This window comes from Reyranella sp. (assembly GCF_004297405.1).
In the GTDB taxonomy this organism is placed as follows: Bacteria; Pseudomonadota; Alphaproteobacteria; order Reyranellales; family Reyranellaceae; genus Reyranella.
On the sequence record NZ_SCVC01000035.1, the window covers coordinates 49549 to 71158 of the forward strand.

A 21610-nucleotide genomic window follows, 5' to 3' on the forward strand; every position below is an offset into this window, starting at 1 on the left:
TCCAATCCCTGCTCAACAAGAGATTGCCCAAGCCGCACACCGAGGTTCCCGTCACCGGGAACATGGACCCGGGCACCATCCTCGCGATCAAAGCCTTCCAGGCGGTCATGATGAACATGAACCCGCCGACCGGCCACGTGGCGCCCGGCAGTCCGACCTACTACGCACTGGCTGCCCGCCCCCTCGTGACGAAGGAGAAGCCGCCGCCGACCCGGTTTGGCCATGTCGGTATCGTTCCCCCGGATGTGATCGACGCGGCCAAGGCGTCCCAGCGTCGATTCGGGATCCCGGCCTCGATTACCCTGGCTCAATGGATCGTCGAGAGCGCCTGGGGCTCGGCCATGCCGCCGGACAGCAACAACCCTTTCGGCATCAAGGCGCTGGACAATCAGCCCGCCGTCGAAAGCGAGACGCGGGAGGTGATCGACGGAAAGGTCGTGACGATCGTCGCCAAGTTCCGGCGTTTCGCCAGCCTGTCGGAAGCTTTTGAACTGCACGGAAAATTGCTGTCGACCGGCTCGCCCTATCGGACGGCGATGCAGGTCGTCGCGAACCCTGAGGCATTTGCAGACGCACTGACGGGAGTCTACGCGACGGATCCGCAATACGGCACCACACTCAAGTGGGTGATGGAGAATTACAAATTGAGGCAGCACGACAGTTGAGCCGCATAGCAGCACGACTGTTGCAAAAAGTTGACCACGATATGTGGCTTTTGGGCCACACTAGATGTTCGGCCGCGACAGAACGCGGGAGACAGGCAGCCAAACTATCGCGGTACGTGTAAAGTGTTTTCAGACAGCGTCGCAGGGGAGCTCCGCCGATGAAGAAGGCAGTATGCGTCGTGGCAGCAGCTATTTTGCTGCCCTCAGCTGGTCACGCTCAGGAAATCAACCCGTTGCCCGGTCTCTATGTTGGCGCCGGCGGTGGTCTTGCCTGGTTCCTCAATACGAGTTCGAGTGCCGGCGGCTCGATTTCCAGTTCGACTGGCTGGGCTGTCGGCGGCTTGGTGGGCTACGACTTTGTCGGCCCGCGTATCGAACTCGAAGTTGCCTACGGTCAGGTCCCCATAACGGCGAGCCTGCCGATCGCCAATTTCAACGGTACGGCCGGCCAGCTCCAGATCATGGGCAAGGTGCTCTACGACTTCTTCCCGGCTTCGGCTTTCACGCCCTATGTCGGCGCCGGCGCCGGCATCGGTTTCGTGGACAGCAACACGGCCTTGGGCAGCACTGTGTTCGCCTATCAAGGCATCCTTGGCCTCGGCTGGAACATCGACAGCCAGTGGCGCATCGCGCTCGAGGGCCGGTACGTCGGTACCACGAACCCCAACGTGACTGTCAACGGCGTGAACGTCACGTACAACAACAACAACTTTGCGGCGATCATGGGCGTGCAGTACAAGTTCGCGCCACCAGCCGCCGCGGCGCCGCCGCCGGCGCCCGCCCCCGTCGCACCGCCTTCCTTCATGGTGTTCTTCGATTGGGACAGCTCGAGCCTGTCGCAAGCATCCTTGAATGTCATCAAGCAGGCGTCCGATGCCTACAGGAGCAAGGGCAACGCGCGCATCACAGCAACGGGTCACACCGATACGTCGGGCTCGGAGCAGTACAACATGGCACTATCACTCCGCCGCGCCAACGCCGTGAAGGACGCTCTGGTGCGCAATGGCGTGCCGGCAACGGCGATCGCCGTTATCGGCCGTGGCGAGCAGGGCCTGCTGGTGCAGACCGGCCCGAACGTCCGCGAACCGCAGAACCGCCGCGTCGAGATCGTCGTCCAGTAAAGCAGGCGACAGGATTACGGAAAGGCGGCCCGCACGGGCCGCTTTTTCTTTGTCCGCTAGATAATCTTGATCACATACATGGTGCCGATGTTCGACTTGGCCGTGGCACGGATGTGGGTCTGGATGTCCTTGATGAGCTGAGGCTCGAACATGTTGAGCTTTGCCTTGTCCGAATACGGTGGCGTATTTGGATCGACGATGAAAATGCAGCCGTTCGTGGCCTCCTGCTTGTGCAAGTCCACCCTGACCCGACCTTTGTCATACCAGCCGAGACTGTCGTCGATCATCAGACCGAAATACTGGATATCGAAGTTCTTGTTGCGATAGAGCGTCACCGGCCGACCATCCCAGGCATCGTAGACTCTGTTGGCCGTGTGCTCCGTCCACATATGCGGGTTCTTGCGGCTTGGATCGGTGATGGATATAGGGCGCTGGAGCAAAGCAGAGCCGATCAGCTTGCCGGTATGATCGAACACCGCAAGCAAGTCGTTGTTGTCGAAGACCATGGTCACGCCGCCCGAGCTGCTGGTCGTCGTGCCGCCAGCGATCATCAACCGGCTGGCGTCCTTTCCGAAGTAGTAAGGGTCGAGGAATCCCTCGCCACCGCCCTTGATCATGAAGAACTGCAGCCCCTTCGCGCTGCCCAGGACGGCGCGCTTGCCACCCGAAGCCTTGGAGATCAGCTCCTTGAGATAGGCGTCGTTTTTCATAGCGATCTTGGCGAGGTTGCCGAGGTCTCCATCCACGATCGCTTCGTCGATCCGGAACTTCGGCCCTGCTTCAGCAGCGGTGGAGTAGATATGGCTCGCCATAAGGGCGCCCTTCGCGAGAACCGGATTGGGTCCAGGCATCCTGGCTATCCTTCGATTGACGCGTTGGCGTGATGCTGAGTTGAAGCGACAGAGCGATTGCGGACAGTACCAGAAATGGCGAACCGGAGCGGCTAAAAGAAAGAGCCGGGCGGTTGATAATCGCAACAGAAGCCCAACGAAGTCCCAGCATATTGTCAAACAGAAGCATTCTCCGCATAGTGTGACCTGAAGGCTCCAACGGTTGCGGCGACCCTACGAGAACGCTGGCGCATTTTAGTCTTTCAGGCGGCGGTATTCTTCGAGTCGCGGACCGGGACATTGTCTGAGAGGGCGCATGTCGAACGGACGCAGCATCACCGTCTTGCTGGTGAGCACCTGGGCCTTCATGATCTGCTTCGCGGTCTGGATGATGTTCGGCGTCATCGGCATCCCGATACGGCAGGAACTGAAACTCAACGCCACCGAATTCGGCTTGCTGACCGCAACGCCCGTGTTGACCGGTTCGCTGTTCCGCTTGCCGCTCGGCATCTGGACCGACCGCATCGGCGGCCGCATCCTGATGACACTCCTGCTCCTGGTTTGCGCCTTCCCGCTGTTCCTGGCGTCGTATGCCACCGCGCTCTGGCAGTTCCTGCTGCTCGGCTTGGCACTCGGTCTCGTCGGCGCTTCGTTCGCCGTCGGCACTCCGTATGTGGCGCGGTTCTTTCCAGCCAATCGACGCGGCTTTGCCATGGGTTTCTTCGGAGCCGGCACGGCGGGGGCTGCGCTCAACATGTTCGTCGCGCCTGCGATCATGAACGCCTATGGCTGGCAGGCGGTGCCGCGTGTCTACGCGGCGGGGCTTGCAGCCACCGCCGTCCTCTTCTGGCTTCTCTCCGCGCCCGATCCAGGTGCGGGCAAGGGCGGTGCATCGTTTCGCGCCCAGCTAGCGGTGATGAAGGACAGGCGTGTCTGGAAATACTGCCAGTACTATTCGATCGTGTTCGGCGGTTTCACGGCGCTGTCGATCTGGATGCCACAATATTTCGTCAGCGAGTATGGCTTCGCTGTTGCGCAGGCTGCACTGCTCGCCGCTTGCTTCTCGCTGCCCGGCGGCCTGTTGCGCGCCGTCGGCGGTCTATTGTCGGATCGGTTCGGCGCTCACAACATCACCTGGTGGGTGTTGTGGACGGGCTGGATCGCACTGTTCCTTTTGTCTTATCCCCATACAGACTTTTCGATCCGCACCATCGACGGTTCGCGCGACTTCACCATCGCACTATCGCCGTGGATGTTCACCCCGCTGCTCTTTGTCGTGGGCGTAGCTTTCGCCTTCGGTATGGCCTCGACCTTCAAATACATAGGCGACGATTTCCCGGAGAACATGGGTGCGGTCAGCGGCCTCGTCGGCATGGTCGGCGGTCTCGGGGGCTTCCTGTTGCCAATCATGTTCGGTGGCCTGCGCGACTGGCTGGGCTTCAATTCGAGCTGCTTCATGCTGCTCTATGGCATCGTCTCGGTATCGTTGTTCCTGAACTATCTGACTGAAGTACGCCGTGTTCCGGTGATGGGGCAGCCGTCCAGGACATAGTCAGTTGCCATCGCCTGGCTGGCCGCCAAAGGAGAAAGCCGAATGAGCCATTTCCTGGAGCGCCTCACCTACCTTTCGAGGAAGCGTGAACCTTTCTCCGAAGGGCTCGGCGAAACGCGTGACGAGGCCCGCACCTGGGAAGAAGGGTATCGGCAGCGCTGGCAGCACGACAAGATCGTGCGCTCCACCCATGGCGTGAACTGCACCGGCTCCTGCAGCTGGAAGATCTATGTCAAAAGCGGTGTCGTCACTTGGGAAACGCAACAGACTGACTATCCGCGCACGCGCCCGGGCATGCCCAATCACGAGCCACGCGGCTGTTCGCGCGGCGCCTCCTACAGCTGGTATCTCTATAGCGCGAGCCGCATCAAGTATCCCATGGTGCGCGGGCGTTTGATCAAGGCCTGGCGCGAGGCGCGCAAGGCGCACGAGCCGGTCGAGGCCTGGGCCGCGATCATCGGCAATTCGGAGACGGCGAGGGGTTACAAGTCGATGCGCGGCCATGGCGGCTTTGTGCGCTCGACCTGGGATGAGGTCAGCGAGATCATCGCCGCGGCCAATGTGCATACGGTGAAGACGTTCGGGCCCGACCGCGTCATCGGCTTCTCGCCGATCCCGGCGATGTCGATGGTCTCCTACGCAGCCGGCGCGCGCTATCTCAGTCTGATCGGCGGCACGCTGCTCTCGTTCTACGATTGGTACTGCGATCTGCCGCCGTCCAGCCCGCAAACCTGGGGCGAGCAGACCGACGTGCCGGAATCCGCCGACTGGTACAATTCCGGTTACATTATCGCCTGGGGTTCGAACGTGCCGCAGACGCGGACACCCGACGCGCATTTCTTCGTCGAGGCCCGCTACAACGGAACCAAAGTGATCGCGGTGACGCCGGATTACGCCGAGGTCGCCAAGTTCGCCGATCTTTGGTTGCATCCCAAGCAGGGCACCGACGCGGCGCTGGCCATGGCGATGGGGCACGTCATCCTGCGCGAATTCTTTCTCGATCGTCAGGAGCCGTATTTTCAGGAATACACGCGCCGCTACACCGACCTGCCGATGCTGGTCACGCTGCGCAAGGACGGCGAGCGCTTCGTACCGGATCGATACCTGCGCCAGAGCGACCTGCCGCATGCGCCGAAATCGGATCGTGCTGCCTGGAAGACGGTGGCGACGACCGAGGACGGCGGCGATCTCGTTATCCCGAAAGGGTCGATCGGCTATCGCTGGCCGAAGGATGGCGAGCCGACAGGCCGCTGGAACCTCGAGCCGAAGGACGGCGAGACCGGCGAGGACGTGCAACTGGCGCTGAGCCTGTTCGAGCGCAAGGATGAAATCGTCTCCGTGGCGTTTCCGTATTTCGGCGGCAAGGCGACTGAGCACTTCACCGCGAACGAACAAGGCGGCGACGTCCTGGAGCGCAACGTGCCCGCGCGCCGCCTCAAGCTTGCCAACGGCGAAACCTACGTCGCTACCGTGTTCGATCTGCTCTGCGCCAACTACGGATTGGACAGGGGACTGGGTGGCGATTGCGCCAAGGGCTTCGATGACAACGCGCCCTATACGCCGGCATGGCAGGAGAAGATCACTGGCGTTACGGCGGAGCAGGCGATCGTCGTTGCGCGCGGCTTTGCCGGCAATGCCGCCAAGACCAAGGGCCGCTCGATGGTCATCATCGGGGCCGGCATGAACCACTGGTACCACCAGGACATGGGCTATCGCTCGATCATCAACATGCTGATGATGTGCGGAACCGTAGGCGTCTCAGGCGGTGGTTGGGCGCATTATGTCGGCCAGGAGAAACTGCGCCCGCAGACGGGTTGGACGATGCTCGCCTTCGCGCTCGACTGGGCGCGTCCGCCACGGCAGATGAATGGCACCTCCTTCTTTTACGCCCACAGCGACCAGTGGCGCTACGAACGGCTCGATGTCGCCGAGATGCTATCGCCGCTCGCCGATCCTGCGCCCTATCGCGGCAGCATGATCGACATGAACGTCAAGGCCGAGCGCATGGGCTGGCTGCCCTCGGCGCCGCAACTCGGCGTCAATCCGCTGACAGTGGCAGCGCAAGCGCGCAACGTTGGCGCCGAGGTGAAGGACCATGTGGTGGCGGGCCTCAAATCCGGCGCGCTGTCGATGGCCTGTGAGGATCCCGACAATCCGGCCAACTTCCCGCGCAACCTGTTCATCTGGCGCTCCAACCTGTTCGGGTCGTCGGGCAAAGGGCATGAATATTTCCTGCGTCATTTCCTCGGTACACGCCATGGCCTGCAGGGCAAGGACCTCGGCGAAATGGGCGGGGCGAAGCCGCAAGAGGTCGCCTGGCACGAGCCAGCGCCGGAGGGCAAGCTCGACCTCGTCGTCACACTCGACTTCCGCATGTCGACGAGTTGCCTCTACTCCGACATCGTGCTGCCGACCGCCACCTGGTACGAGAAGAACGACCTCAACACCTCCGACATGCATCCCTTCATCCATCCGCTGTCGACGGCGGTGGACCCGGTGTGGGAGGCACGCAGCGACTGGGAAACCTACAAGACCATTGCCAGGAAGTTCTCCGAACTGGCGGTCGGTCACTTGGGCGTCGAACATGACGTCGTCCTGACCCCAATCCAGCACGACACACCTGGCGAACTTGCTCAGCCTTTCGACGTGAAGGACTGGAAGAAGGGCGAGTGCGAACTCATTCCCGGCGTAACGGCGCCGCAAATCGCGGTGGTCGAACGGGACTATCCCAACACCTACCGGCGTTTCACTGCACTCGGCCCGCTTGCCGACAAGCTCGGCAATGGTGGCAAGGGAATTTCCTGGCAGACCGGCGACGAGGTTACCGGTCTCGGCGAGCTGAACTATCGCATCAACGACGGCGGACCAACTAACGGGCGGCCGCGCATCGACAGCGACATCGATGCTGCCGAGACCATCCTCTGCCTGGCACCCGAAACCAATGGCGAGGTGGCGTTGAAGGCATGGGCGGCGCTCGGCAAGGTGACGGGGCGCGACCATAGCCATCTGGCGCTGAAGCGCGAGGATGAGAAGATCCGCTTCCACGACATCCAGGCACAACCGCGCAAGATCATCTCCTCGCCGACCTGGTCGGGCATCGAGAGCGAGCATGTCAGCTACACGGCCGGCTACACCAATGTGAACGAGCTGATCCCGTGGCGCACGCTCACCGGCCGCCAGCAATTCTATCAGGATCATCGCTGGCTGAGGGATTTCGGTGAAGGCTTTGCCGTCTACCGACCGCCCATCGATACCCGCTCGGCCGCCGAGATGATCGGCGCGCGTTCCAACGGTGAGAGGGAGATCGTGCTCAACTTCATCACGCCGCACCAGAAGTGGGGCATCCACTCGACTTACACCGACAATCTTCTGATGCTGACCTTGTCGCGCGGCGGGCCGATCGTGTGGATCTCGGAAAACGACGCCAGGAAGGTTGGCATCGTCGACAATGACTGGATCGAGCTGTTTAACCTCAACGGCGCGATTGCCGCGCGCGCGGTGGTGAGCCAGCGCGTCAAGGACGGCATGTGCATGATGTATCATGCACAAGAGAAGATCGTGAACGTACCGGGCTCCGAGATCACCGGCCTGCGCGGCGGCATCCACAACTCGGTGACGCGCGCGGTGCTGAAGCCGACGCACATGGTCGGCGGCTACGCCCAGCTCTCCTACGGCTTCAACTACTACGGCACCGTCGGTTCGAACCGCGACGAATTCGTCGTCGTGCGCAAGCTCCGCAAGGTCGACTGGCTCGACCACAGCAATTCCACCGAAACCGCGCACAGGAAGGTCCGCTGATGAAGATCCGTGCCCAAATCGCGATGGTGATGAACCTCGACAAATGCATCGGCTGTCATACCTGCTCGGTGACCTGCAAGCAGGTTTGGACGTCCCGCCAGGGCATGGAATATGCCTGGTTCAACAATGTCGAGACCAAGCCGGGCATCGGCTATCCCAAGGATTGGGAGAACCAAGAACGCTGGCAGGGCGGCTGGAAGCGCAAGAAGAACGGCAAGATCGTGCCCAAGCAGGGCGGCCGACTATCGATCCTGGCCAAGATCTTCGCCAATCCGCATCTGCCCGAGATCGACGACTATTACGAGCCCTTCACCTTTGACTACGAGCATCTCCAGCACGCGAAGGAGTCGCCGACGACCCCGGTGGCGCGGCCGTTGTCGCTGCTCACTGGCAAGCCGATGGAGAAGATCGAGTGGGGCCCGAACTGGGAGGAGATCCTCGGCGGCGAATTCGATAAGCGCTCGCAGGATTACAATTTCGAGGCCGTGCAGAAGGACATCTATGGCCAGTTCGAAAACACCTTCATGATGTATCTGCCGAGGCTATGTGAGCATTGCCTCAACCCGGCCTGCGTCGCATCCTGCCCGTCCGGCTCGATCTACAAGCGCGAGGAGGACGGCATCGTCCTCATCGATCAGGACAAATGCCGCGGCTGGCGCATGTGCGTTTCCGGCTGCCCTTACAAGAAGATTTATTACAACTGGAGCTCGGGTAAGGCGGAGAAGTGCATCTTCTGCTATCCGCGCATCGAGGCCGGCCAACCAACCGTCTGCTCCGAAACTTGCGTCGGCCGCATCCGCTATCTCGGCGTGCTGCTCTACGATGCGGACGGCATCGAGAAGGCGGCGTCGGTGGAGGATGAAAAGGACCTCTACGAGGAGCAACTGAAGCTGTTCCTCGATCCAAACGATCCGGCGGTGCAGGCACAGGCGCGCGCCGATGGCGTGCCGGATGCTTGGCTGGAAGCGGCGAGGCACTCGCCCGCCTACAAGATGGCGGTGGACTGGAAGATCGCCTTCCCACTGCACCCTGAATACCGCACCCTGCCGATGGTCTGGTATGTGCCTCCACTGTCGCCGATCCAGTCGCATACCAATGCCGGCGCGATCGATACCGTGGGCGAACTGCCGGACGTACGTTCGCTGCGCATCCCGGTGCGCTACCTCGCCAACCTGCTGACCGCCGGCGCCGAGGAGCCGGTCGTGACGGCATTGGAGCGGCTGTTCGCCATGCGCATCCACTATCGCCAGCGCCAGCTCGGCGAGGGCGATGGCATGGCAGTGCTCGAACAGGCGGGTCTCAGCCTGGCCCAGGTCGAAGACATGCACCGCTACCTTTCCATCGCCAACTATGAGGACCGCTTCGTCATCCCGACCAGCCACCGTGAGGACGCGGAAGACGCCTATGGCCTGAAAGGGGCCTGCGGTTTCTCCTTCGGCGATGGCTGCGATCATGGTCCGTCACCCTCCAGCCTGTTCGGCGGCAAGATGGGTCAACGCAAGATCACGCCGATGCGCCCGCTGGACAATTGAGGAGGCCTGCATGACCGTCCTTTTCAAGGCGTTCAGCGCGCTGCTTTCCTATCCGACCGAGGAGATGCGCGAAGCTCTGCCGGAGATCGCCGAAGTGGTGCGGACTTCGCGATTGGTTGCTCCACGCGAGCGCGACGCGCTGCTCGCCCTGATCGACGAAATCGGGCGTGGCGATCAGCTTGCAGCAGAGGAGCGTTACGTCGACCTGTTCGACCGAGGCAGAGCGCTGTCGCTGCATCTGTTCGAGCATCTGCACGGTGAGAGCCGCGATCGCGGATCGGCGATGGTCGAACTGAAACAGCTCTATGGCGCCGCCAGCTACGAACTGACAGCAAGCGAGTTGCCGGACTATCTGCCGGTGGTGCTCGAGTATCTCAGCCTGCGCAGCCTTGCCGAGGCGCGCGAGATGCTGGCCGATTGCGCGCATATCCTGCGTTCGATCGCCCGCTCGCTGATCGGCCGCGAAAGCCGCTACACCGCAGTGCTGCAGGCGTTGCTCGTCATCGCGGGCGAAAGCCCGGTCGATGCATCCAGAGTAAAGGCCATGAAGGAGCGCCACGAGGCGCTCGACCGCGACTGGTTCGAGCGGCCGGCCTTCGACGAGCCTGCGCCTTCCAGCCGCCCCGTACCTTAGGGAGGAACGCCCGTGTCCAACCCCTATGTCAACACGCTGCTCTTCGGCATCTATCCCTATCTCTGTCTCGCCGTGCTCCTGCTCGGCAGCCTGATCCGCTTCGACCGCGACCCCTATACCTGGAAAAGCGATTCCTCGCAGATGCTGCGCGCAGGATGGCTGCGCATCGGCTCCAACCTGTTCCACTATGGCATTCTGGTCGTCATCTTCGGTCATTTTGTCGGCTTCCTAGCCCCGCATTGGATGGTCGATTGGGCATTGTCGCCGATCGCCCACCAGTTGCTTGCCATGGTGGTGGGCGGCATTGCCGGCGCCATCGCCATCATCGGTCTCACGATGCTGATCTGGCGGCGCCTGTCGGATCCGCGCATTCGCCTCAACAGCCGCAAATGGGACATTGCCGTGGTGCTGATGCTGTGGTGCCAGCTGGCGCTTGGCCTGCTCACCGTGCCGCTGTCGGCCTCACATATGGATGGCGTGCTGTTCGAGACGCTGACCAGCTATGTGAAGGGCATCGTCACGCTGGATGTCAGCGTTGCGGCGCTGATGATCGACGTGCCCCTGACCTACAAGCTGCACATACTGCTCGGCTTCAGCCTGTTCCTGGTCTCTCCTTTCACGCGCATGATCCATATCTGGAGCGGGGCTGGGACACTTGCCTATCTCGTCCGCCCTTATCAGATCGTGCGCACCCGCAAGAAGATCATCAAGGAGTCGGCGCGGTCATGATCGTCTCGGTCAATGGCTTGGCGGTGGTATCGGCGGATGCTTCCACCGAACTGGCAGCAGCGCGTGAGTTGCTACGGCAACGGGCGGTGGCGGTCGAATTGCTTTCCCCGAATGAGGTCGACGACGAGGCGATCACGGAAGCGATCGAGAAACTGCTCGCCGACGAGGTGAAGGTGCCGGCGCCGACGGAGGCTGAATGTCGTCGCTATTACGAGACGCATGGGAAAGCTTTCGCCAGCGGGGAGTTGGTGCATGCAAGGCATATCCTTTTCCAGGTGACCCCGGCCGTCCACATCCCTGAAATCCGCGCCCGCGCCGAACAGGCACTGAATCAACTCCTGGCCGAACCGGACAGGTTCGCCGCGTTGGCCGCCGAGCTTTCCAATTGTCCGTCCGGCCAGCAGGACGGCAATCTCGGCCAGATCGGCCGTGGCGACACGGTCCCGGAATTTGAAGCAGCCCTGTTCCGACTCGGTGCTGCCGGCGTGCTGCCCGAACTGGTCAAGACCCGCTACGGCTTCCACATCGTGGCCGTCGACAGGACCATTCCCGGAGACCGGCTGCCCTTCGAAGCAGTGCACGACGAAATCGCGGAAACACTAAAGGCGAGTGTCGAGGAAAACGCTCTCAGGCAATATATCTCGATCCTGGCCGGCCAGGCCGAGATCATCGGCGCCAAACTCGACGCCGCGAGTTCGCCTTTGGTGCAATAGCTTCTCGAAACGTATCCTGCGGGCAGTGCTTTTCCAACGGCTCCGCCGGTTAACATCCTGTCAACAATGAGGTGCGAACTTGCCCTTCAAGTTCGTCTGCAGAAGCTCTCTCTTCTGAATAGAGACGGCTTGCCGCTAACCCTCAAAGGTGAGGAAAAGAACTATCCCGAACGCCCTAGATTGGGATGAGGGAACTTTGGCGCGGTACCTCGGTACGCGTCCGACACGCCATGCCGAGGCTTTGCCACGCTGCCGTTCCCTGGAGTCGCCAAGGCCAAGCAGACCGCCGCGAGTTCCTCACTTCTGGCGCCCTACCAATGGGGCTTCCAAGGGGCCGGCTGCGCCTGAGGGATAGACCGGAACCGATCCGATCCCCAGACCGTTTTCCGTCTTTAAGAAGACAGAATGCTCGAGCAATGGGGACGTTCAAACATCTTGGTTTGGAGAAATAGAGATGTTGAAGCTCTTTCTGAAACCGATGCTCGTTGTCGGCATAGGCATCGCCGGGACGGCATGCCAAGGCGACAACTACGCCGCGCCGCGCGGCTACTATCAGCCGGCACCGGCGGGCTACAACAACCCGTACTACAACAGCGGCTATGTCAATCAGCAGAGGAACTACGGCTGGTACAACCAGGGGGACGGCCGTCGCTATGCCACGGTGACCGTGACGAACCGCGGCCAGAACGGATATCGTGACGACGTCGTTCAGCAGCAGGTGATGTGCGGGAGCCAGTACTACGATGGCTACCGTAACCGCACCGCGCGGTGCTGATCGCGCCCAAGCGCCCGCTCATATGAATCGCGCCCGCCGTCGGAGGTGAAGAGTCACGAGCGGACAGCTCTACAAGTGCGCGGGCTACGGCGCCTAGGCACCAGACTCACCGGATCCGATCTCCGGCGAGCAGCCTCGCGCGGGCCGGCGAGGTCCTGGCGAAGGCCGGCATCGGCATTTTCTTGGGCAACTCTGGCAGTGTGAATCGGTTCGTTATTGATGGAATAGATATCGGTGTGCTCCGCGCCGAAATCCAGTCCAAATACAAGTGGCAGTTGTAAGCGCTACCGCCACACTCAGCGCGACGTAGACCATGGGGGTATGACTACCCAACCGCATGAGCCAGCCTGCAAAAAAATGGCGTGCCCGGAGTAGTCAAAAGAGAGAACTGGAGTGCTGCTCTCCGAAGGCAGAGGTCGTGAGTTCGAATCCCGCCAAGTCTTGGAGACTGGGAGACACTCTGCGCCGAGTAGCAGAACACCGGATACTCGGTGAACGGCGGGTTTGCCGACTGCATCCGTTCACCGTCCCGGAGCAGACGAGCTTGGCTCTCCTCTCCTGTCTCCAGGGGCGATCCCGGATTGCTTTGCGGCCTCACCGGTTCGGCGGGTCGCCGAAGGCGGGGACCTTCAGGTCGGCCACGCAGCTCACGTCGGGCTTCTGCCTGGGCTCGGCGATGAATGCCGCCATCACCTTCCGGGCGCATTCCGACTTGGGCAGGACATAGTGGCCGCTCCCGGGGAGGACGATCAGGGTGCTGCCGGGAATGGGCTTGGCAGCCTCGGCGGCGGCGTGCGCCGAGGTGAGCGCGTCGAAGCTGCCGGCAATCACCAAGGTCGGGATGGCATTGCGCGTCACCTCGCGCTGCGAAGCCGGCGCCCTAGCGACCTTCCAAGCCTTGCAGATGTCCTTCATGAACGGAAACTGAGGCGACTGCGACAGGACCGAGTCAGGGTAGCCGGGGAAAGCCTTCCTGCCGGCCGCCAGGACGCTGTCGGCCGGCTCATAGGGCGCCCATTCGCTGCAGACCACGCCGTTGAGCAGCCCGAAGCTCAGCGGCTCGGTCGTGTGGGTGAAGCCGATGGCCGCGATCGAGGCCGCCACGTCGTCCATCCTGCCGCCTGCGGCATCGTAGAGCAGCGTCGGCAGCCGGCTGCCGAACAGCTCACTGACGCCACCCGCCCAATAGGCGATCGCGGCGCCGTCGACCACGACGTCGACCGGCTCGGCGCCGGCTTCTGGCTTGTCGCCAGGAACCAGAACCGGCGCGACGCGCTTGCGGTACGGCGTCGCCTCGTACTTCCGCACCAGAGCGGCCAGCGTTCCCATCGGATCGGGATAGCGCACATGGCAGGCCGGGTCGGCGGCGCACGACGCGAAGATAGCGTCGAGGCCTTCGCGCTGCATCGTCCAGAACACGGCGATCGTCGCCATGAAGTTTGGCAGCACTGAATCGAGAGTGACGCTGCGCACACCTTCTGGATGCTGGCGCATGTAGGTGAGCGCGAGGTCGGTGCCGTAGGACACGCCGAGCACGTTCCATTCAGCGATGCCCAGCGCCTGACGCAGCTCGGCGAAATCGGTCGCGCTTTCGGTGGTGTTGTAGCCGCCGAGATCGACACCCTGCGCCACGAGGCGCTTGCGGCAGGCCTCGTTCGCGTCAACGTAGAGCTGGCGGGCTTCGGGGCCGTTGCGCATCACGCCCACCATGGGAGCGTTAGTACCGTCCACCTCGGGGCAAATCAGAGACGGCCTGGCATAGAGCGAGCCGCGCTGGCCGAGCATGATCACGTCGCGGGTCGCGTTGATGTTGGCCGCGACCATGACGTCGGCCGACGGCAGCACCGGACCGCCCGGTCCACCTTCCATGTAGACGATCGGATCGGCGCCCTGCCTGGCGCGCGCCGCCAGGATGACCACCGGCAGGCGGATCGGCAGGCTGTCCGCCTTGGTGCGATTCTCCGGCACGGTCAGCCAGCCGCAGCGTGCCTGCGCGAGCGCCGCGACCGAGTCGTTGGTCTTGGGGCATTCGCCCGGCTCGAAAGTCGCGGCGCCGGCGGGCAGGGCGAACAGGGCAGCGGTCGTCGCGACCGAGGCGAGGAGACTCCGGTACGGGCTGCCCTTCATGAAAGACCCTCGATCTTCAGGTACCGTTCCGGTGCCTATTTCGGCAACGTGGTCGCCCGCATCGGCTCGAAGGCGGCCATTGCTGGCCCCAACGCCAGCGCGTTGTAGATTTCGCGGGCGACATCCCATGGCTTCCACCGACCGTGCGGCACGGTGTTGCCGAGCAGGGTGATGGCATGGCCGCTTGCCGGCACCAGCATGTTGACGTTGCCGTAGCCGGCCAGCCCACCTGCATGCCAGATCGCTCCGTTTGGCTCGATGAAGAGCCCGGCCGCGTAGATGGAGCGCGCCGCGCTTCCGAGCTCCGGCACGGTGAACATCTCCTTCAGCGTCGAGCGGGGCAGCAAGGCCGCATTCAGGATGGCGCGGTTCCAGCGCTGCATGTCGCCCACCGTGGAGGCGAGATTGCCTGAGGCGTACAAGCGGTCGCCGGGCGTGAGTGGCGCAGGCTTCCAACCGCTGCCCTGTGCCGCATAGCCTTCGGCGAAGTCCGTCTCGTGGCGGTTGCCGAGCATATAGGAGGACGACATCCCCAGTGGGCGGAAGATGCGCTCCTCGATGAAGCGATCGAATGGCATGCCCGATACCCGAGCAACGACGACCCCGGCCAGGTCGTAGCCGCAGTTGCTGTAGGCATAGTGTGCGCCGGGCTCGAAATCGAGCTTCATGTCGTTGAGATTGGCGACGAGCGTCTTGTCGTCCACGCGGTTCTGGACCGGCGCCTCGCAGCTCGCGTCGACCGGGATGCCGCTCGTCATCGTCAGCGTCTGGCGCAAGGTCATCCGGCTCGCATACTTGTAGTCAGGCAGGTAGGCGGAAAGCGGTGCGTCGAGCGAGAGCTTGCCGTCGTCACGCAACAGCAGGACGCAGGCGGCCGTGAACTGCTTGCTCACCGAGGCCAGCGGGCAATGCGTGGATGGCCGCATCGGGCTGTCCGGCGCGACCGCGCGCCGGCCAACCGCGCCCTCGGCGAGCGTCTCGCTGCGGTCACCGATCGACCAGGCGATGCCGGGAACAATGCCATTGTCGACCTCGCGCTGTAGGATGCGCTCGACGAAGGCACGCTGGCTGGCGTCGAACGGCTTGGCGCGGGCTTCCGAAGCGAGAGCGAGCAGCGACAGGGTCGAAAATCCGAACGCCAGGTGCCGGCGCGAAAGAGCTCTGTACGAATTCGGCCACTTCATTCGATGGTTCCTCGTCGAGAGATTCAAGAGCGTAGCGCCACCGTCAAAGGTAGCGTGTCGTCTGCTCGACCCCGAGTGCGGCTAGATCGGGATCGTGGGTAAGCGGCTGGGCAACCAGCGCGGACGCGACCAGGCGCTCGCCGATGGCGATACAGGGGCCGAAGCCGATCGAGGTGAGCGACGCAACCGAGGCGAAGGCGTAGCCGGAGCCTGACAGGTCTCATGCCGCTCCGTAGTCGCCGTAGACCAGCAGGCTGAAGCCCGGCAGCCACCGGCGCATCGTGCGGCCCCTCACGAGCGCAGTCCCAGGCGGCCGCGCGTGAAGACGATCAGCAGCAGCGCGAATCCGCCGAAGCCGATGACGAGCGCGAGATAGCCGTTCAGGATGCCGATGCTGGTCATACGGGTCGCGTCTGGAAAGTGAGCCCAGAGGATCGCATTGGGAAATGCGTCCATCGACGCATGCAGCAGGATCGCCATCAGCACGCTGCCGCCGGTATTGTTGAACACCCACGTGTAGATGACGGTCACGGCCGTGATCCAGACGATGTAGGCGGCAATGTTGGGGACGCTGGGCACCGTCCATTGCCCGCTGAACCAGATCGGCATGTGCCAGCAGGCCCAGAGCACGCCCAGGATCAGGCTCGCCTTCACCGGTCCGTGGAGCGCCTGCAGATGGGGCAGCGCATAGCCACGCCAGCCCATTTCCTCGCCCAACGGGCCGCCGGCGATCAGTGCCGGCCAGATGAAGAACACCACGTAGGACAGCAGCTCCGGCACGACGTCCATCGGCGTGGCGGAGGCCCAGATCCCCGGCAGGACGATCGTGCCGATGGTCTGGAGCAGCGGCAGGCCGATGAAGATGAACAGGTACCAGAAGATCCCGACGCGCCACTGCACGATCCTGCGCAGCAGCCGATCGACGCCCTCCCTCCCCTCGGTAAGGGCGGTGACGATGAACGCGGCCGAGGCCGGCCCCAGGGAGGTGGCGATGCCGGTCGCCATGGCGAAGCTCATCGGCGCCGTGAACGGCAGAACCCCGCGGCCCTCCCGCGAAAGCACGAACAGCCCCTCCACGAACCAGGTCACGGCGCAGGCGATCACGAAATACGCGACCAGCGGATGCTGACGGATCAGGCCGCGATCAGCCGCCGGTCCGGCAGCTGCCTTGTCGACTGACATGATGACTCCCCCTGCACTGGCTCCGAACTCCGCCCGATGTCCTGGCGGCGGCGGCGACACTACTGCCCCGGATCGCTGCACTTCCGTGCCGTTCAAAGCCCCTTCGGGATTTTCTTCGGCCATGACCTGAACCGCGGGTACGATGTGACCTCACCACTTGGCTCTCCGAAAGAACGATCAGAAACGCAATCCGATCGTGAACCTGTACCGGGTCTGCTGCTCGATCCCGATCGCGGCCAGTTCCGCATCGTACCAAAGCGGCTGTGCAACAAGTCCCGTTGCGATCAGCCTTTCCCCGATACCGACCCGCACGCCGAACCCCAACGATGCGAGCGAGGCATATGGATATGCGACCCCCGGCGGATTCCAAACGGCGCCATAGTCGCCATAGGCGAAGAGGCTGAAATCCTGGAGCCAGGAGAGACCCGTCGGAATGGTATGAGCCAGCTCTCCGGATACCAGCACGGCGCTGTTGCCTGCAATCGCGCCGGGATCGAACGCCTGCCCGAACCCCAGGCCGCCATAGGTGGCAATGACGGCCGCCGGCAGGGTCGTAAGGGCAAGCTGCCCGTTGAACAACACCTTGGCGGACAGAGTGTCCGTCAGGTTTGCCGTCAAGACGCCATTCAAGGTCAGCGCAGCGAAATTGTAGGTGTCGTTCGGGAGATTGGAGCCGAAGGCATCTACCCCTTTCAGATAGCCCGGATTCAGGATGAACTTCACGCCGAACAACTCGTCGTCGTACTTGGCGCCGATCGCCACCCACCGTGCTCGGTCACGCGTCACCGCCTGCTGCAGGATATCGACACTCGAATCGTTTCCGAACACGCCGGCGTTCAGGATTACGTTGCGTTCCTGCGAACGCAAGAGCGCGTAGTTCAAGCTGGCACCGAAATTCAGCACTTTCGAGTTGAGCTGAACCAATCGCGACAATCCGCCAGGCGCCGACCATGACTGGCCGACGAAGTAGTTGAAGCTGAATCCGGTCGTGCCCATGGGAAACAGTTGCGCCCAGTTCACGAAGGCGAGTTGATCCGGCGCCGCCGGATTGGTGACGACCAGGATGTCCGTCGATTCGAACATGCCGAAGATGTCGTTCACACGCGCATTTGCTTGCGCCTGTAAAGGTCCGGCATCCTTAGGGCCATAGTTGTCCAGGCCCAACGTCAAGTTGCCGGGTTTGAAGGTGATGGTGAGCTCGATGCGTATCGCGCCCGGCTCATTGTCGATCCTGACGACCTCGCCGTAGATCGAGATGCCCGCCTGATCCTCTGCAAGCAACAGATAGCGATAGACCAGCGACGCCCGCATCGGTCGCATCTCGGTGATGCGATCAAAAAAAGGGTCGAGACGTCCCCGCAGTCGCTTCGCATCGCCCTTGATCAGCAGTTCCTTGATATAGAATTCGTAGACGACGATCGTGATCCGCCCGGTAGCGAAGTCCTGCCGCGGCACGATGGCAGCGGCTCGATAGTCGTTCTGCCGATAGATATCTTCGATGCCTTCCAGGACGGCCTTGATATCGAGAAGCGTAATCTGCTTGCCGATCAGGCCCCGCCAGAGGGGCGTAAAAAATGACGGGTTGAGCGTTATCGCGCCTTCAACGTCGACCGAAGCCAGACGGAAACTCGTTTCCCCCAACTGCTCGGCAGGAATGCCGGCAATTGGCGCACCCATGGTGCCACCTAGTGACTTCGGCCGGGTAAGCGGCGGCGCGTACTGCCGCATGATGGCATTCTGGTCGATGGTGACCTGAAACGGAACCCCGCCCGGGGTCTGCGCGGCGGACATCAGCGGTAGAAGCGCGAACAGAAATGAAACGATGAAGGCTAAAGATCGAAGAAACGTTTCTGCATTTGCACGCCGCCCGCCACTACGATCTGGCGTCGCACCCCCCGTATCCAATACAATCGCATCCTCGCGGCTGCCAGACTGGTCCACTCACTTCCCCAACTAGCTCCATGCAAGAACAGCTACCGCGCCGTGCGCGAAAAATCCGGTGCTGCGTTATATGCGCGCCGGTCAAATGACTTTGCGCACCGGCACGGCGCCGTCGGGTTCGCTACCGACGGACGTGTGGCGAACGTCCGAATGCGTACCGCATGGCATGCGGCCACAATTTGCACCCACTGCAAATTCATTGCATATGAGCAGAAGCTGCGTGGCATCGAAGCGGACCGAGAGCCTACATGTCGAACGTAGAGTGGCTGTTACGTGAAGAGACGGGCGAACGGGTCATACGCCTCGGCGAACTCATCCGCGTGGACAATGAGAAGTGGCGCGGTACCGTCGAACGGATGCTGATCGGCCCTGGCCTGCGACTCTTCCTCACCGACACCGAGGCACACCAGGACTTCACCGTGGAACCACGCGGCGAACGCCCCGGCCAGTGGGTGTCCAGCCACGTGACGATCGCCGGGCGCGCCGAGATCGATTTTCTCGACGGTCAGCGCATCCATGCGACACCCGATCAGGCAGTGCTGTTTCGGGCCCCCACCGGTCGCGCCGCCTATAGCGCCGAGGCCGGCTCCAAGTTCCATTCGGTGGGCTTCAGTCTCGACATCGAGCGCATCGTGCGCCTGTTCGAAGGCGAGGTGCCGGAGCTATTGCGGGCCCTGCTCGCGCCCGACGTCGCTACCTGCCGCGTCGCGCCGGTGCGCGGCAACCGCGCTATGCGCACTGTCGCGCGTAGCCTTTTCGGCACTGAACTGAATGGACCGTTGCGCACGCTGATGATGGAGGGGGTGGTGATTCAGCTCCTGGCGCTACAGGCCGCTGCCGCCCAGCAGCAACGTCGTGGGCGGAAGCAGCGGGAGCTGTCGGCGCGCGAGCGCGAAGCAGTGCACGAGGCCAGACGCCGGCTCCTTGCCGACATGCACCAGCCGCCAACCCTGGGTGAGTTGGCGCTCGGCGCAGACCTCAGCGAGAAACGGCTCAACATGGGCTTTCGCCAGCTATTCGGGGCAACGGTGTTCGAGGTCCTGCGCAACGAGCGGCTGGCGCATGCGCGCAATGTGCTGCTGGCCGAGCAGGCCTCTCTGAAGGATGTGGCCTTCCGCGTCGGCTACAACCATGTGTCGAACTTCATCACCGCCTTCACGGCGCGTTACGGCGCACCGCCACGGCAACACCTGGGCTAGGCCTATATTCTGTACTCATTTCGCTGCCAGCCTGCTCGACGACGACAACGGCATGCGCAGGCGATTGGCTGATCACGTCGCGCACAGTCTAGGTCTGAGAGTAGACAAGCTCGGCAAATTGTCCCTGGAGATGCGCAAGCGCTTGGCCGATGGGCCACCAAAACGGCGCTCCAAAGTCGTGCGCAGAAGTTCCTTTTTTTAGCACAGGGATGGCGTCCCCGAGAGGATTGAAATTGGGTAGATTTTCTACCCCGTGCCTCTCGGCCAACCAGTGATTTCGCTCACTTCTCAAAGTCCCAGGCCGGTTGGTAACAGTGGAGTCGGGTTTGGCGAGGCTATCCGATAGCAAAGGTGCTGGTTGTCCCAGCTTAGGTCATCGGCATCTCTTCGCGTACGGGTACTTCCTCAATGAGCGAATCCTTCGCTCGTTCTACCCGAACGCCAAAAAGCAGTGATCGCGAGCGCTTAAGCGACCTTTGCCTTGCCAAGCATGCGCTCGGAGGCATTTTGGGCGGCCGAGTACTCTCGAGCAATCTCGTCAATAAGCTCTGGAGTAGAGATCACGCTCTTCACCGCGGAAACCGTGTGGCCTGCGCTCCAAAGGTCTGTCCATCGCTTCGGCCCCCTCATGGCACCCGCGTACGAACTGAACACTTCGCGAGCCCGTTCTGAGCTGTCGACGGCCCGCATGTTCGACTACGCGAACCAAGGCGGTATCGGCTTCATTCAGGCGACGCCGACGAACTGGGCAAGTGTCCGTCCGCACCTGACGGGTTGGAGTACCGCCGAACTGGATTCCATGGGCGCCTATCTCGCAGCCAACCCCAACGGTAACGTCTTGGTCCCTCAGAACGGCACCAGCACCGTCGGCTCCTGGCAGGGAAGTGGCTACTTCACCGCGACCATCGATCCTCTCTATTACGCCACGAGGTACCTCATCTCGGGAGGTTACAAAGGCGGGTATGGAGTCTGGACGATCGACATCGATTATGGATCCATATCCGAGTTCTCTTATCCGGCAACGAACGCCTTCCAAACTCCGCCGCCAACGGGCATCGACCCGACAAACCTCCTCACGGGCAGCTTCCTGTACAACAAGGAGGACCTCAAGATCGGATCGGCCGAGTTTCCGTTCGGTCTGAGCCTGCAGCGTAACTATGATTCGGACAACGTCCGGATCAATGGGCCAATGGGTTATGGCTGGCGCCACAATCTCATGCTCTCCGCTCGCATCGACAGTGACAGTTACGCCGGATTTGGTCAGTACAATCCGGTCGCGGCAGTGCCGACGATCGTCGTCTTCTACGTCATGAAGGACATCAACACCCCATGCACCGTTAACCTTGTCAACATGGCGACCGCGGCGTTGTCGGCGAGCTGGTTGATGGACGCGTTGGTAAATAACGCAGTAACCGTCACCACAAATGAAGGCACCAAGAAGTTCGTAAAGATCCCTACCTTGACGGGCGGCGCTAACTACGCCCCCCGCCAGGTGACGGTTCCACTCTAGTTGTCGGGCTTGGCAGCGCCGTCACGCTGACCAGCAAGACAGGGACCGTCAGTGCGTTCGATGGCGATGGATTCATCACGTCCTGGACCGATAGAAACAGCAACACAGTGGCCTTTGC

The 21610-nt window shown here is 62.2% G+C and carries 16 protein-coding genes; 11 read left to right on the forward strand and 5 right to left on the reverse strand.

Annotated features, from left to right (window positions below; all coding sequences use genetic code 11):
• The first annotated feature begins 23 nt into the window (after positions 1–23).
• Positions 24–665 (forward strand): glycoside hydrolase family 73 protein, encoded by a 642-nt coding sequence (locus EPO50_RS22940; protein ID WP_296347857.1) that lies wholly within the window; start codon positions 24–26, stop codon positions 663–665.
• 158 nt (positions 666–823) lie between these two features.
• Positions 824–1786: an OmpA family protein gene (locus EPO50_RS22945; RefSeq protein WP_296347859.1), complete on the forward strand. Its 963-nt coding sequence runs from the start codon at positions 824–826 to the stop codon at positions 1784–1786.
• A gap of 56 nt (positions 1787–1842) precedes the next feature.
• Here EPO50_RS22945 and EPO50_RS22950 read toward each other — a convergent pair whose 3' ends face one another.
• Positions 1843–2637, reverse strand: coding sequence for a hypothetical protein (locus tag EPO50_RS22950; protein ID WP_296347861.1), 795 nt, complete (start codon positions 2635–2637; stop codon positions 1843–1845).
• A 295-nt stretch (positions 2638–2932) separates the two neighbouring features.
• Here EPO50_RS22950 and EPO50_RS22955 point away from each other — a divergent pair, with 295 nt between their 5' ends.
• From EPO50_RS22955 to EPO50_RS22985, 7 genes are all read left to right on the forward strand, one after another.
• The gene (locus tag EPO50_RS22955) at positions 2933–4168 is read left to right on the forward strand and encodes a nitrate/nitrite transporter (protein ID WP_296347863.1); all 1236 of its coding nucleotides are present in this window, start codon (positions 2933–2935) and stop codon (positions 4166–4168) included.
• A gap of 42 nt (positions 4169–4210) precedes the next feature.
• Positions 4211–7966 (forward strand): nitrate reductase subunit alpha, encoded by a 3756-nt coding sequence (locus EPO50_RS22960; protein ID WP_296347864.1) that lies wholly within the window; start codon positions 4211–4213, stop codon positions 7964–7966.
• Entirely contained in the window at positions 7966–9498 is a 1533-nt protein-coding gene (gene narH, locus EPO50_RS22965; protein ID WP_296347866.1) for a nitrate reductase subunit beta, read from the forward strand. The genes EPO50_RS22960 and narH overlap by 1 nt, the downstream gene beginning before the upstream one ends.
• 10 nt (positions 9499–9508) lie before the next feature.
• On the forward strand, positions 9509–10132 hold the full coding sequence (narJ, locus tag EPO50_RS22970; protein WP_296347869.1) for a nitrate reductase molybdenum cofactor assembly chaperone: 624 nt from the start codon (positions 9509–9511) through the stop codon (positions 10130–10132).
• A gap of 12 nt (positions 10133–10144) precedes the next feature.
• Positions 10145–10861, forward strand: coding sequence for a respiratory nitrate reductase subunit gamma (gene narI / locus EPO50_RS22975; protein ID WP_296347871.1), 717 nt, complete (start codon positions 10145–10147; stop codon positions 10859–10861).
• Positions 10858–11574, forward strand: a complete 717-nt coding sequence (locus EPO50_RS22980; RefSeq protein ID WP_296347873.1) for a peptidylprolyl isomerase — start codon at positions 10858–10860, stop codon at positions 11572–11574. The genes narI and EPO50_RS22980 overlap by 4 nt, the downstream gene beginning before the upstream one ends.
• 454 nt (positions 11575–12028) lie before the next feature.
• Entirely contained in the window at positions 12029–12349 is a 321-nt protein-coding gene (locus EPO50_RS22985; RefSeq protein WP_296347874.1) for a hypothetical protein, read from the forward strand.
• Between the two features lie 594 nt (positions 12350–12943).
• Here EPO50_RS22985 and EPO50_RS22990 read toward each other — a convergent pair.
• From EPO50_RS22990 to EPO50_RS23005, 4 genes are all read right to left on the reverse strand, one after another.
• Positions 12944–14476, reverse strand: a complete 1533-nt coding sequence (locus EPO50_RS22990) for an alpha/beta fold hydrolase (RefSeq protein ID WP_296347876.1) — start codon at positions 14474–14476, stop codon at positions 12944–12946.
• A 35-nt stretch (positions 14477–14511) separates the two neighbouring features.
• Positions 14512–15660: a serine hydrolase gene (locus EPO50_RS22995; RefSeq protein ID WP_296347878.1), complete on the reverse strand. Its 1149-nt coding sequence runs from the start codon at positions 15658–15660 to the stop codon at positions 14512–14514.
• Positions 15661–15951: 291 nt separating this feature from the next.
• Positions 15952–16842, reverse strand: coding sequence for a CPBP family intramembrane glutamic endopeptidase (locus EPO50_RS23000; protein WP_296347880.1), 891 nt, complete (start codon positions 16840–16842; stop codon positions 15952–15954).
• A 177-nt stretch (positions 16843–17019) separates the two neighbouring features.
• The gene (locus EPO50_RS23005; protein WP_296347881.1) at positions 17020–18783 is read right to left on the reverse strand and encodes a ShlB/FhaC/HecB family hemolysin secretion/activation protein; all 1764 of its coding nucleotides are present in this window, start codon (positions 18781–18783) and stop codon (positions 17020–17022) included.
• A gap of 248 nt (positions 18784–19031) precedes the next feature.
• Here EPO50_RS23005 and EPO50_RS23010 point away from each other — a divergent pair, with 248 nt between their 5' ends.
• The gene (locus EPO50_RS23010; RefSeq protein ID WP_296347883.1) at positions 19032–19982 is read left to right on the forward strand and encodes an AraC family transcriptional regulator; all 951 of its coding nucleotides are present in this window, start codon (positions 19032–19034) and stop codon (positions 19980–19982) included.
• A gap of 688 nt (positions 19983–20670) precedes the next feature.
• Complete coding sequence (locus EPO50_RS23015) at positions 20671–21492, forward strand: DUF6531 domain-containing protein (RefSeq protein WP_296347885.1); 822 nt, start codon at positions 20671–20673, stop codon at positions 21490–21492.
• Positions 21493–21610 lie beyond the last annotated feature (118 nt).

What these genes read in the sequence shown, in the direction of transcription:
- EPO50_RS22945 (WP_296347859.1), top strand. Translation starts at nt 824, where the DNA reads ATGAAGAAGGCAGTATGCGTCGTGGCAGCAGCTATTTTGCTGCCCTCA.
- EPO50_RS22950 (WP_296347861.1), bottom strand. Translation starts at nt 2,637, where the DNA reads ATGCCTGGACCCAATCCGGTTCTCGCGAAGGGCGCCCTTATGGCGAGC.
- EPO50_RS22955 (WP_296347863.1), top strand. Translation starts at nt 2,933, where the DNA reads ATGTCGAACGGACGCAGCATCACCGTCTTGCTGGTGAGCACCTGGGCC.
- EPO50_RS22960 (WP_296347864.1), top strand. Translation starts at nt 4,211, where the DNA reads ATGAGCCATTTCCTGGAGCGCCTCACCTACCTTTCGAGGAAGCGTGAA.
- narH (WP_296347866.1), top strand. Translation starts at nt 7,966, where the DNA reads ATGAAGATCCGTGCCCAAATCGCGATGGTGATGAACCTCGACAAATGC.
- narJ (WP_296347869.1), top strand. Translation starts at nt 9,509, where the DNA reads ATGACCGTCCTTTTCAAGGCGTTCAGCGCGCTGCTTTCCTATCCGACC.
- EPO50_RS22980 (WP_296347873.1), top strand. Translation starts at nt 10,858, where the DNA reads ATGATCGTCTCGGTCAATGGCTTGGCGGTGGTATCGGCGGATGCTTCC.
- EPO50_RS22985 (WP_296347874.1), top strand. Translation starts at nt 12,029, where the DNA reads ATGTTGAAGCTCTTTCTGAAACCGATGCTCGTTGTCGGCATAGGCATC.
- EPO50_RS22990 (WP_296347876.1), bottom strand. Translation starts at nt 14,476, where the DNA reads ATGAAGGGCAGCCCGTACCGGAGTCTCCTCGCCTCGGTCGCGACGACC.
- EPO50_RS22995 (WP_296347878.1), bottom strand. Translation starts at nt 15,660, where the DNA reads ATGAAGTGGCCGAATTCGTACAGAGCTCTTTCGCGCCGGCACCTGGCG.
- EPO50_RS23000 (WP_296347880.1), bottom strand. Translation starts at nt 16,842, where the DNA reads ATGTCAGTCGACAAGGCAGCTGCCGGACCGGCGGCTGATCGCGGCCTG.
- EPO50_RS23010 (WP_296347883.1), top strand. Translation starts at nt 19,032, where the DNA reads ATGTCGAACGTAGAGTGGCTGTTACGTGAAGAGACGGGCGAACGGGTC.
- EPO50_RS23015 (WP_296347885.1), top strand. Translation starts at nt 20,671, where the DNA reads ATGTTCGACTACGCGAACCAAGGCGGTATCGGCTTCATTCAGGCGACG.